Origin of the sequence: Streptomyces sp. NPDC101178, assembly GCF_044767965.1 — a bacterium.
Classification (GTDB): domain Bacteria; phylum Actinomycetota; class Actinomycetes; order Streptomycetales; family Streptomycetaceae; genus Streptomyces.
Genome location: NZ_JBIWOZ010000008.1, coordinates 63,930 through 76,178, shown reverse-complemented (window position 1 = coordinate 76,178; position 12,249 = coordinate 63,930). Strand labels below are relative to the sequence as shown.

Sequence of the window (12,249 nt, the reverse complement as noted above, 5' to 3'; positions counted from 1 at the left end):
CCCGCCGGCCAGACCCACCGCAGAGAAGTGAACCGCCCGACGTGCGCCTGAACGACCTCGACGAACGCATCGTCCACGCCCTCGCCGAAGACGCCCGGCGCTCCTACGCCGACATCGGCGCGATCGTCGGCCTCTCCGCCCCCGCCGTGAAACGCCGCGTCGACCGGCTCCGCGCCGAGGGCGCGATCACCGGCTTCACCGTGCGCGTCGACCCGGCCGCGCTCGGCTGGGAGACCGAGGGGTTCATCGAGATCTACTGCAGCCGCAACACCTCTCCGGACGCCATCAAGCAGGGCCTCGCCCGCTATCCGGAGATCGCCTCGGCCTCCACGGTGACCGGCGAGGCCGACGCCGTGGTCCAGGTCTTCGCCGCCGACATGCGCCACTTCGAGCAGGTGCTGGAGCGGATCGCGGGGGAGCCGTACGTGGAACGTACGAAGTCGGTCCTGGTGCTCTCACCGCTGCTGCGCCGGTACTCGGCGGAGGCCCCGTCGGCCTGAGGCCTTTCGAGGCCTGCCCCGGCCGGAAACAGGTGGCGCACATCACCCCGCTGACCTGCGGTGATGCCGTACGCAACGTTTCGCCGCCAGGGGTCTTCCCCGCGCAACGAATCGACGGTCCATGCGCAACACTCGCGCCTTGTCCGGGCCGATCGGGGCCACGTACCTTCGATACGTCTCCCCACCCCGCCCGCACCGCCCGAGGTCAGCCATGCCGCCGTTGCGTACCGCCCTGCTCCAGAGCTCCGGCCGGCCCGGTGCCGTCGCCGAGAACCTGAAGGCGCTGGACGAGGCCGCCGCGCGTGCCGCCGGAGCGGGGGCCCGGCTGCTGGTCGCCCCCGAGCTGTTCCTGACCGGGTACGCCATCGGCGACGCCGTCCCCGAGCTGGCCGAGCCCGCCGACGGCCCCGGCGCCCGGGCCGTCGCCGAGATCGCCGTACGCCACGGCCTCGCCGTCCTCTACGGCTACCCGGAGCGCGACGGCGACCGCATCTTCAACGCGTCCCAGCTCATCGGCCCCGACGGCGCGTCGCTGGCCAACTACCGTAAGACCCACCTCTTCGGCTGCTTCGAGCAGGAGTGGTTCACCCCCGGCGAGCGGACCGTGGTCCAGGCCGACCTGGACGGCCTCCGGATCGGCCTGCTGATCTGCTACGACGTCGAGTTCCCGGAGAACGTCCGGGCGCACGCCCTGGCCGGCACCGACCTGCTGCTGGTGCCGACCGCGCAGATGCACCCGTTCCAGTTCGTCGCCGAGTCCGTCATCCCCGTACGGGCCTTCGAGAGCCAGATGTACGTGGCGTACGTCAACCGCACCGGCCCGGAAGGCGAGTTCGAGTTCGTCGGGCTGAGCTGCCTGGCCGGCCCCGACGGCACCGTGCGCACCCGCGCCGGCCGCGGCGAGGAACTGGTGATCGGCGAGGTGGACCCGGAGTTCCTGGCCGCCTCGCGCACCGCCAACCCGTATCTGCGCGACCGCCGCCCCGGCCTCTACGGCTCCCTAGCCTGAGCCCGCCTCCTCCCCGAACTTCCGTACCGCGCAAGGAGTCCGTACCCCATGACGTCCACGGTGCCCAACGCCGTCCAGCACACCGACGCCGCCGCCCCGCCGATCACCATGTTCGGGCCGGACTTCCCGTACGCGTACGACGACTTCCTCGCCCACCCGGCCGGCCTCGGCCAGATACCGGCGACCGAGCACGGCCAGGAGGTCGCCGTCATCGGCGGCGGGCTGTCCGGCATCATCGCCGCCTACGAGCTGATGAAGATGGGCCTCAAGCCCGTCGTCTACGAGGCCGACCGGATCGGCGGCCGCCTGCGCACCGTCGGCTTCGACGGCTGCGACCCCTCGCTCACCGCCGAGATGGGCGCGATGCGCTTCCCGCCGTCCTCCACGGCGCTCCAGCACTACATCGACCTGGTCGGCCTGGAGACCCGCGCGTTCCCCAACCCGCTCTCCCCGGCCACGCCCTCCACCGTCGTGGACCTCAAGGGCGAGTCCCACTACGCCGAGACCATCGACGACCTGCCGCAGGTCTACCGCGACGTGGCGAGCGCCTGGAACGCCTGCCTCGAGGAGGGCGCCGACTTCTCCGACATGAACCGGGCGCTGCGCGAGCGCGACGTCCCGCGCATCCGGGAGATCTGGTCGCAGCTCGTCGAGCGGCTCGACAACCAGACCTTCTACGGCTTCCTCTGCGAATCCGAGGCCTTCAAGTCCTTCCGCCACCGCGAGATCTTCGGCCAGGTCGGCTTCGGCACCGGCGGCTGGGACACCGACTTCCCCAACTCCATCCTGGAGATCCTGCGCGTCGTCTACACCGAGGCCGACGACCACCACCGGGGCATCGTCGGCGGCAGCCAACAGCTCCCGCTGCGCCTTTGGGACCGCGAGCCGCAGAAGATCGTCCACTGGCCGCTCGGCACCTCGCTGGCCTCCCTGCACGGCGGCGAACCGCGCGGCGCGGTCACCCGGCTGACCCGTACGGCGGGCAACCGCATCACGGTCACCGACGCCACCGGCGACATCCGCACCTTCCGGGCCGCCGTCTTCACCGGCCAGTCCTGGCTGCTGCTCTCCAAGATCGACTGCGATGACGCGCTCTTCCCGATCGACCACTGGACGGCGATGGAGCGCACCCACTACATGGAGTCGTCCAAGCTGTTCGTCCCGGTGGACCGGCCGTTCTGGCTGGACAAGGACGAGCTCACCGGCCGCGACACCATGTCGATGACGCTCACCGACCGGATGACCCGGGGGACGTACCTCCTGGACGACGGCCCGGACAAGCCCGCCGTCATCTGCCTCTCCTACACGTGGTGCGACGACAGCCTGAAGTGGCTGCCGCTCTCGCCGAAGGAGCGCATGGAGGTGATGCTGAAGTCGCTCGGCGAGATCTACCCGAACGTCGACATCCGCAGCCACATCATCGGCAACCCGGTCACCGTCTCCTGGGAGAACGAGCCGTACTTCATGGGCGCGTTCAAGGCGAACCTGCCCGGCCACTACCGTTACCAGCGGCGGCTGTTCACCCACTTCATGCAGGACAAGCTGCCCGCCGACAAGCGCGGCCTCTTCCTCGCGGGCGACGACATCTCCTGGACGGCCGGCTGGGCCGAGGGCGCCGTGCAGACCGCTCTGAACGCGGTGTGGGGCGTGATGCACCAGTTCGGCGGGGCGACCGACCCGACCAACCCGGGCCCCGGCGACGTCTACGACGAGATCGCACCGGTGGAGCTTCCGGAGGACTGATCCGGAGGCTGTCGTACGTACGCGGGCGTCAGCGGCACGGGGTGAGCAGGAAGCGCACCACGAGCCCGGCGCCCGCGTCGTTCCGCTGTGTGAACTCCTCTGCCAGTGCGGGCAGTTCGCGCAGTTGCCAGAGCACCAGGGCCGCCGACCAGGCAGCCTCACGGGCCCGCTCCAGGCTCCACGTACTCACCAGGTGGGTCAGCGGATCCGCGATCCGGAGCAGATCGGGCCCCGGCATCAGCTCGTCGTGGATCCGCTCCTCCAGCAACCCGAGGAGATCACCCACCCGCTCGAACTCCCCTTCCAGCGCGGCGGGTTCGCAGTCGCGCGCACGGCAGGTGTCCTCCACGGCCAGGACCAGATCGTGCGCGACGTGCGCATGGAGCCCGGCCAGTGCGAACTGCACCGGGCGTACGCCGGTGTGGCACCGGTACTGGACCAGCGGCCGCCTGCACTCCGGCGCCCGCCCACCCGCGTCGGCCACGCCGAGGGCCGAAAGGTAGCGCTCGGCGAGACGCGCTTCGAGGGTGCCGGCGGGTACGGCCTCCGGCGCCACCGCCAGCCGTACGTCGTGGAAGACCCCGATCCCGTCTCCGGGCGGCCACCGATGAGGGCGGGCGAGCACTGCCGGTTCCGCGAACTGTTCGATCTGCGCCATGTGCGGAGCGTGGCAGCCCCGGGCCCGGCACGGCACCGACCGGCCGAAGGTTCATCGGAACGGACGAACGGCGGTGCCGGGAAAGGGGTTCGAGGGCAACCGGGCCTACGCGTGCGACACCGCATCACTCTTCCGGTGGTGGTGGTCGCCGAACCGCTCGGCATCCCCACCTCGGACCGGAGATGTTCCGCCGCTGGGCGGAGTACCTGCTGCCGGCCAGGGGCCGGACCGAGCCCGACGTCGTCGGTGGGCGTCAGGTGGACGTTGCCGGTTCCCACGGTGAGCGATCTCGCCGGGAACGGCGGCCGTGACAGCGCCACGGGCTGGGTTTCAGGCTTTCCGGGGCCCCGGCTCGCCGTCTCCCGAGCCGTTCCCCGACCCCTCGTCGTACGCCGACGTCCCCGCGTCCAGCAGCGGTTCCCCGGTCTTCAGATGGGCCGGGGCGAAGGCACGCAGGACGTGGTAGCCGGTGATCACGACGAGGGTGCCGAGCGCGATGCCGCCCAGTTCGAAGTTGTCGGTGATCTTCAGGCTGACCCCGCCGACGCCGATGATGATGCCCGCGGCGGCCGGGACCAGGTTGAGCGGATTGCGCAGGTCCACCCGGCCGTTGAGCCAGATCTGCGCGCCGAGCAGGCCGATCATCCCGTACAGGATCACGGTGATCCCGCCGAGCACCCCGCCCGGGATCGCCGCGACGACCGCGCCGAACTTGGGGCAGAGGCCGAAGAGCAGCGCGAAGCAGGCCGCAGCCCAGTAGGCGGCCGTGGAGTAGACCCGGGTCGCGGCCATCACGCCGATGTTCTCGGAGTACGTGGTGTTGGGCGGGCCGCCCACGGCGGTGGAGAGCATCGACGCCGCGCCGTCCGCCGCGATGGCGGTGCCGAGCTTGTCGTCCAGCGAGTCGCCGGTCATCTCGCCGACGGCCTTCACATGGCCCGCGTTCTCCGCCACCAGCGCGATCACCACGGGCAGGGCCACCAGGATCGCGGACCACTCGAAGGCCGGGGCGTGGAAGGACGGCAGCCCGATCCAGTCCGCCGCGCCCACGCCCGACAGGTCCAGGCGCCAGTGGTCGACGGCCTCCGCGCCGCCCGCCGGGGAGTGGATCTTGCCGAAGACCAGGTCCAGGACCCAGGAGAGCAGGTAGCCGAAGACCAGGCCGAGGAAGATCGCGATCCGGGAGAGGAAGCCGCGCAGGCAGACCACGGCGAGGCCGGTGGCGAGCATCACCGCCAGCGCCGTCCACTGGTCCTGCGGCCAGTACGTGGACGCGGTCACCGGCGCCAGGTTGAAGCCGATCAGCATCACCACCGCACCGGTCACCACCGGCGGCATCGCCGTGTGGATGATCCGCGCGCCGAACCGCTGCACCGCGAGGCCCACCAGGAACAGGACGGCGGCGACCACCAGCACCGCACCCGTGATGGTGGCGCTGTCACCGCCGCTCGCCCGGATCGTGGCCGCGACGCCGACGAAGGAGAGCGAGCAGCCGAGGTAGCTCGGCACCCGGCCCTTGGTGGCCAGCAGGAAGATCGCGGTCGCGACGCCGGACATCATGATCGCGAGGTTCGGGTCGAGCCCCATCAGGACCGGGGCGACGAACGACGCCCCGAACATCGCCACCACATGCTGGGCGCCGAGACCGAACGTACGGGGCCAGGAGAGCCGTTCGTCGGGGCGGACCACCGCTCCGGGCGCGGGGGTCTTCCCGTCGCCGTGCAAGGTCCAGCGCACGCCGAGGCTCATGGTTGCTCCCTGAAGGTCTGCTCGGTGTGCCGGCCGGCCTGCTGCCCGGACTTCGGTGTTCACCTGCGGAAAAGATCAGCGCCATGGTAGTGGTGCGGCGCGGATCCTCGCCGTCGGGGCGTGCTCAGCTTCCGGCGACGGATCCTCGCCGTCGGGGCGTCCTCAGCTCCCGGCCGGACTCTTCGCCGCCGCGCCACCCAGCGAGGCTCCGGAGCCGGTGACCTTCCGGTCGCCCGCCCGCAGCACCCCGGCGCCCAGCACCAGCCCGAACGCCAGCGCGGTCACCACACCGAAGGACACCACCAGCGAGGTCGTCTCCGCCAGCGCGCCGATCGCGGAGGGGGCGATCAGGCTGGAGGTGTACGTGATGGTGGCGACGCCCGCGATGGCCTGGCTCGGGTTCGGCCCGCTCCGCCCGGCCGCCGCGAACGCCAGCGGCACCACGACCGCCACGCCGAGACCCAGCAGCCCGAAGCCGCCCATCGCCGCCGCCGGGGAGGGCGAGAACACCACGAGCAGTCCGCCCGCGGTGGCCAGCACGCCGCCCACGCGTACGGTCCGCACCGCGCCGAACCGGTCCACGATCCGGTCCCCGGCGAGCCGCGCCACCGCCATCGTCAGGGCGAACGCCGTGGTGGAGGCGGCCGCGACCCCGTCCGAGCCGCCCAGGACGTCCCGCAGGTAGACCGCGGACCAGTCCAGGCTGGCGCCCTCCGCGAAGACCGCGCAGAACCCGACGGCCCCGATGATCAGCGCCGACTTCGGCGGCAGGGTGAAGCGCGGCGGCGGCTCCTCGTCCGGCTCGCTGCGCAGGTCCAGCACGTTCCGGCAGGCGAGCAGCCCCAGCGCCGTCAGCACCAGCGCGGCGATCGTGTGGTGCAGCCGGGCGTCGGCGCCGATGTGCGCGGCGACCGTGCCCGCCGCCGAACCGATCAGCGCGCCGACGCTCCACATCCCGTGCAGCCCCGACATGATCGACTTGTCGAGCCGGTTCTCCACCTCCACGCCCAGCGCGTTCATCGCCACGTCGGACATCCCGGCCGTGGCCCCGTAGACGAACAGGACGGCGCAGAGCGTCAGCAGGTTCGGCGCCAGGGCGGGCAGGACCAGGGCCATCGTCCACAGGGCGAGCAGTCCCCGCAGGGCGGTCCGCGCGCCGAACCGGTGGCTGATCCGGCCCGCCAGCGGCATCGCGATCGAGGCGCCGATCGCCGGGAAGGCCAGCGCCAGGCCGAGCTGGCCCGCGCTGACCCCGGCGTGGTCCTGGATCCAGGGCACCCGGGTCGCGAAGCTGCCGGTCACCGCCCCGTGCACCGCGAAGACGGTGGCGACGGCGATCCGCGCCCGCTTCACCTGCTCCAAGCTGTGGACCGCGGTGGCGGTCGGTTCCTTCGTCATACGGGCGGTGCCCTCCCCTGAGAGATCCGGACGGCGTCCGGGACATCCTGACTGCGCCGCGTAAACTATCAGGAACCCTGCCTGATAAATAGCTCTTTCCGGCAGCTCTTCCCCGCCGCCCCGGCAAGGAGGCTCCGCAGTGGTCTGGAAGGATCCCGGTATGCCCGCATCACCGAGCACGGCTCGGGCCATCAACGACCGGCTCGCCCTGCAACTGCTCCAGCAGGACGGACCGTTGACGGCCGCACAGCTCAAGACCCTGACCGGACTCTCCCGCCCCACCGTCGCCGACCTGGTGGAACGGCTCCAGGACGCAGGGCTGATCCACGTCGTCGGCGAGTCCGGCGCCGTCCGCCGGGGCCCCAACGCCAAGCTGTACGGGATCGTCGCCGACCGGGCCCACCTCGCCGCCCTCGACGTCCGCACCGGCAGCGTCACCGTGGTCGTCGCCGACCTGCTCGGGGCCACCCTCGCCGAGGCCACCCTGCCCATCGCCGACGACACCGGCACCGGGCCCGCCGTCGAGCAGGCCGTCGCCCTCCTGGAGCGCACGGCCCGCGAGGCGGGGTCCGTACCGCTGCACAGCGTCGGCATCGGAGCCCCGGGCCTGATCGACCCGGCCACCGGCGAACTCCGCGACAGCACCGGGCTGCCCGCCTGGCACCGTGGCCTGGTCCGGGTCCTCCAGCAGCGGCTCCCGGCAGCCGTCCTCGTCGAGAACGAGACCAACCTCGCCGCCGTCGCCGAACACCGCGCCGGTGCCGCTCTCGACCGCGAGACCTTCGTCCTGATCTGGCTGGGCCAGGGCATCGGCGCCGCCGTGATGCTGGACGGCAAGCTGCGGCAGGGCGCCTCCGGCGGCGCGGGCGAGATCGGCTTCCTGCCGGTGCCCGGCGCGGCCGGACTGCCCTCGGCCGTCGACTGCGAAGGCGGCTTCTTCTCGCTGGCCGGTTCGGCGGCCGTCTGCGAACTCGCCGCCCGGCACGGCATCGCGGGCGAAGGGGTTACGGAGGCCGCCGCCGTGGCCGTCGTACGCACGGCGCTGGAGGCGGGCGAGCGCGGGGAGCCGTTCCTGGACGAACTGGCCGACCGCCTCGCCCTCGGGGCCGCGGCCGTCGCCTCGGTCCTGGACCCCGGCTGCGTCCTCCTGGCGGGCGCGGTCGGGGAGGCCGGCGGGCCCGCGCTCGCCGCCCGGGTCGAGGAGCGGCTCGCCCTGATGTCGCCCCTGCGCACCGAGGTCCGGGCCGGTTCGCTGGGGGACGGGGCGGTGTTGCGCGGGGCGCTGCTCACGGCCCGGGACGCGGCCCAGGACGCGCTGTTCGCGCCGGGGGGCTGAGCGCCGTACGGCCGGTCGAAGGTGCGGCTGTGGAACCGTACGGCTGACCCCGTTCAGCCTCCCGCGCTCAGCCCGCCCGCCGGTACCGCCGGGCCAGGAACTCCTCGAACGTCACCGTCCCCACCGCGTGCTCCGGGCTCAGATGGCCGCCGCTCCGGTATCCCGCGTACGCCTTCCCCGCCAGCCGCACCGGCACCACCCGCCGCCTGCGTCCCGTCGTACGGAGGTAGGCGGCGGCCAGGGCGGTCAGCTCCCGGACCTCGGGCCCGCCCAGATCCGGCACCCGGCCTGCCGGAGCGCCGAGCGCGAGTGCGGCCAAGCGGTCCGCGACCTCGCCGCTGTCGACGGGCTGGACCGACACCCCGGCGGGCACCGGCATGACGACGGGGAGCTTCGCCGCGCCGGAGACGACGGACAGGACCAGGTCGTGGAACTGCGTGGTCCGCTGGATCGTCGCCCCGATCCCGGAGTCCTCGATCATCCGCTCGACCCGGCGCTTGATCGTGTAGTAGCCGAGCGGCACCCGGTCCACGCCCACGATCGAGATGTAGACCAGATGGGGGACGCCGGCCCGCTTCGCCGCCTCGATCAGGAAGCCCGCGGCCCGGTCGTCGCCGCCGCGCGGGGAGCTCGCGCAGTGCACGATCGCGTCCACCCCGTCCACCGCCGCGTCCAGCCCCTCGCCGTCGCGCAGATCGACGGCGTACGAGGGCGAGCGGCGGCTGAGTCCGCGGACATCGGCCCCTTCCGTGCGCAGCCGGTCCGCGACCTGACGGCCGAGCGTTCCGGTGGCGCCGGTTACCAGAATCGTCGTCATGCGGCCAGCCTGCCAGAGGCGCGGCACAGCGGCGGAAGCGCGTGAAGCCCCGGCGGTGGACGCCGGGGCTTCACGTGTGGTGCGGGGAGTTCACCGGGGCCGGGGGCTCAGCCCCGTACCGGAGCTAGCAGGCGCCCTGGTCCTTCCAGACGCCCCACTCGCCGGTGGTGCCGGGCTTCTCGCCCTTCGTCCACCACGAGGCCTTCCACGTGCGGCCGTCCTGGCTGACGAGGGAGCCGCCGCCGTACTCGGTGGCCGCGTTCCACGCCGGGGCCGTGCAGGTGCCGCCCGGCTGCGTCGGGGTCGGGGTCGGCGTCGGCGTGGGGCCGGTCGGCGTCGGGGTCGGCGTCGGGTTGGTGCCGGTGCCGGGCTCGACCAGCGTGGTGCCGCGGGCCAGGTCACCGGCGAGGGCGTAGGACTTGCCGCCGAAGGTCACGGTCCAGTTGGACGGGGTGGAGGTCGGCAGGTAGTAGACGAAGTCCAGCTCCACCGAGGCGCCGGGCGCCACCGTCTGCCAGGCCGGGAGCTTCAGGGAGACCCGGTTGTAGGGGCCCTTGAGCCCGCCGATGTTGTTGGCGGCCGTGTGGTCGCTGCGGATGATCGACGTACCGAAGCCGGACTGGTCCTTGGCGTTGGCCGGGGCGGAGGTGGAGTAGTCGAACTGGAACTCCGTGCCGCCGGGCAGCGTGGCCTGGGTGCGGTTGGTGATCTTCAGCTTGGGGCTGATCGGGTAGTTGGAGTCACCGAGCGCGAACTGGTTGAAGGAGACGTCGATGTTGACGGCGTCGGTCGGCAGGGTGACCGTGGAGCGCTTCGCGCCGTACGGGGCCGCCGACTTGAAGGCGTCGTACATCGCGGTGGTCAGCGTGTTGCCGGTCTCGTACTGGCCCTTCGCGGCGTTCCACCGGTAGTCGCCCGCCAGCTCCCAGATCATCGTGCCGCCGATGCCCTTGTCGACCACGTACTGGGCCTTGCGCTGCACCGACTGCTCGTCCTCGGTGGAGAGGAAGACCTTCTTCTGGGCGTTCCACAGCCACGGGGCGACCAGCGTGGAGTCGTACTTGCGGACGTAGGTGCCGGTCAGCTGGGTGTTGGCGGGGAAGCCGTAGCTGGCGAGGTAGTCGCCGGCGATGCCCTTCTCCAGGTTCTTCGCGTGCCACATCGGGTTGGAACCGGCCGGCGATTCCTTGCCGTTGTCGTCCTTGTCGTGCCACAGGTTGTCGATGCCGACCGCGCCGTCACCGCACTTGGTCAGACCCGCGCCCGCCGGGCAGGTGGTGGTGGCCGCCTTGCCCCAGAGGCCGTCGGTGCCGCCCTGGACGTTCTTGAAGCCGCGGGTGTAGTACGGCAGACCGATGTTGATCCGGCCGGCCGGCATCGAGCCGCGGAAGTAGTGGTAGGCCCAGTCGGTGTTGAGGTAGCCGACCCCGCCGTACTGCGAGGTGGTGTACACACCGGCCTGCGCCAGCTCGTTGTCCTTGCCGTCGTCGAACAGCTGGGCGTTCGGGCCGACGTACTCGTTCCAGGCGCCGTGCAGGTCGTAGGACATGATGTTGACGTAGTCCAGGTACTTCTGCATCTGGTACGTCTCCATGCCCCGCAGCAGGTAGCCGGAGGACGGGGCGGCGACGGTGAGCAGGTAGTGCTTGCCGTCGGCGGCGCCCGCGCGGTCGAGCTTCTCGCGCAGGGTCTTCATCAGGGCGTCGTAGCCCTTGACCAGGCCCGCGCGGCGGCCGTTGGCCAGCGCGTGGTCCATCGGGTTGCCGGCGTCCTTCATGGACGTCGCGTACTCGTAGTCGATGTCGACGCCGTTGAAGTTGTACTTCTTGATGAAGGCGACGGCCGAGTCGGCGAAGGTGTTGATGCCGGTCTGGTTGACCGAGCCGTCGGCGTTGGTCGCCATCGAGTAGAAGCCGCCGGAGTTGACGCGCTTGCCGTCCGGGCCGAAGTAGCCGCCGGTCTCGGCCCAGCCGCCGACGGACACCAGGGTCTTCACGTCCGGGTGCAGCTTCTTGTACTTCGTCAGCAGGTTGAAGTGGCCCTTGTAGGGGAGTGCCGGGTCCATCTCGGCGCCTGCGACACCGGGCCAGGTCATCCCGGTGGAGGCGTTGTCGGCGCTGTCGGGGCCGACCGAGAGCTTGTTGGCGCTGTCGACGTGCGCGAAGGCGTAGTTGAGGTGCGTGACCTTGTCCCAGGGGATGTTGGGGACCAGGTAGGCGTCCTTGCCGTCCTTGCCGGTACGCCAGTTGGTGAAGTAGCCGATGACGCGGCGCTTGTGGTCGGCGCCCATCTTCTCGCGTCCTTCACCGTCGTAGACGGTGCAGTACGGGGTGTCGGCGCCGGGGGTCTTGTACAGCCCGTCGGGACGACAGGTCTCGTGGTCGACGGCTGCGGCCGACGGGGTGGCGGCGAGGGAGGTCATCAGCAGGCCGGCGACAGCGGCGCCGGCGGCGAGCAGCGTGGCTCTCGCTCGGGTGGGGGACAGCATGTGGACGTTCCTCCTGGGGAGGTCGGCAGAACACAACTGGCTAAAGGGGTGGGTCGTGTCGGGGTCCCGGTGTGCGCACACCGTGGGACCGAACCTCGGAGGTGACGCAGAGATTAAGAGGACTAGACCAGTGCGTCAATAGGTCTGGACCTTTAGCGCTCAACTTTCTGAATGACTACGTTGTCACCGAGATGTCGGATTTCCTCTGGGTGGGTTTGCGCCGGGTGTCCTGTGACCCAGCCCACAGCGCTCACCCGCATGGCCGAGGAGCGTCCGTGGCAGACTGGTTCCGTACCAGTAGCAGCGCACTCCGGGGTCGGTGCAATTCCGAACCGGCGGTTATAGTCCGCGACCCGTCCGCAGCCAGCGGCCGGTTGACCAGGTGGGATTCCTGGACCGACGGTTAAAGTCCGGATGGGAGGCAGTGCGCGGCGGTTTCGTCATCGGGTACGCCGCCGTAGGCGGACGCATGGCCGGGATGGTCCGGATCCTTGCGTCCCTTCTCGGGTTTTTCGGCGTTTCCCCTGATGAGCCCGCTCTATCTGTCGTCG

General features: G+C 71.3%; 9 protein-coding genes and 1 riboswitch. Of the genes, 4 read left to right on the top strand and 5 right to left on the bottom strand.

Annotated elements, in window-relative coordinates; genetic code table 11:
* Positions 1–41: 41 nt before the first annotated feature.
* From ACIRR8_RS22815 to ACIRR8_RS22805, 3 genes are all read left to right on the top strand, one after another.
* Positions 42–500: an Lrp/AsnC family transcriptional regulator gene (locus tag ACIRR8_RS22815; protein ID WP_093563148.1), complete on the top strand. Its 459-nt coding sequence runs from the start codon at positions 42–44 to the stop codon at positions 498–500.
* 211 nt (positions 501–711) lie between these two features.
* On the top strand, positions 712–1,509 hold the full coding sequence (locus ACIRR8_RS22810) for a carbon-nitrogen hydrolase family protein (protein WP_404067763.1): 798 nt from the start codon (positions 712–714) through the stop codon (positions 1,507–1,509).
* Between the two features lie 48 nt (positions 1,510–1,557).
* Positions 1,558–3,252, top strand: coding sequence for a flavin monoamine oxidase family protein (locus ACIRR8_RS22805; protein ID WP_404067761.1), 1,695 nt, complete (start codon positions 1,558–1,560; stop codon positions 3,250–3,252).
* 28 nt (positions 3,253–3,280) lie between these two features.
* Here the strand turns inward: ACIRR8_RS22805 and ACIRR8_RS22800 are convergent, their stop codons facing one another.
* The 3 genes from ACIRR8_RS22800 to ACIRR8_RS22790 all read right to left on the bottom strand — a co-directional run bounded on the left by ACIRR8_RS22800 (position 3,281) and on the right by ACIRR8_RS22790 (position 7,057).
* On the bottom strand, positions 3,281–3,910 hold the full coding sequence (locus ACIRR8_RS22800; RefSeq protein ID WP_404067759.1) for a DUF5995 family protein: 630 nt from the start codon (positions 3,908–3,910) through the stop codon (positions 3,281–3,283).
* A gap of 330 nt (positions 3,911–4,240) precedes the next feature.
* A complete protein-coding gene (locus ACIRR8_RS22795; protein WP_404067757.1) occupies positions 4,241–5,659 on the bottom strand; it encodes a uracil-xanthine permease family protein in 1,419 nt (472 codons plus the stop codon).
* Positions 5,660–5,821: 162 nt separating this feature from the next.
* Entirely contained in the window at positions 5,822–7,057 is a 1,236-nt protein-coding gene (locus ACIRR8_RS22790) for an MFS transporter (RefSeq protein ID WP_404067755.1), read from the bottom strand.
* Positions 7,058–7,217: 160 nt separating this feature from the next.
* On the opposite strand from ACIRR8_RS22790, the gene ACIRR8_RS22785 reads away from it, so the two are divergent.
* Entirely contained in the window at positions 7,218–8,393 is a 1,176-nt protein-coding gene (locus ACIRR8_RS22785) for an ROK family transcriptional regulator (protein WP_404067752.1), read from the top strand.
* A 67-nt stretch (positions 8,394–8,460) separates the two neighbouring features.
* On the opposite strand, the gene ACIRR8_RS22780 is transcribed toward ACIRR8_RS22785, so the two are convergent.
* Both ACIRR8_RS22780 and ACIRR8_RS22775 read right to left on the bottom strand, forming a co-directional pair.
* Positions 8,461–9,210: an SDR family oxidoreductase gene (locus tag ACIRR8_RS22780; protein WP_404067749.1), complete on the bottom strand. Its 750-nt coding sequence runs from the start codon at positions 9,208–9,210 to the stop codon at positions 8,461–8,463.
* A gap of 124 nt (positions 9,211–9,334) precedes the next feature.
* Positions 9,335–11,698 carry a chitinase C-terminal domain-containing protein gene (locus ACIRR8_RS22775; protein WP_404067746.1) on the bottom strand — a complete coding sequence of 788 codons (2,364 nt, stop codon included), beginning with the start codon at positions 11,696–11,698 and terminating at the stop codon, positions 9,335–9,337.
* A gap of 301 nt (positions 11,699–11,999) precedes the next feature.
* Positions 12,000–12,130: riboswitch (FMN riboswitch) on the top strand.
* The last annotated feature ends 119 nt before the right edge of the window (positions 12,131–12,249 follow it).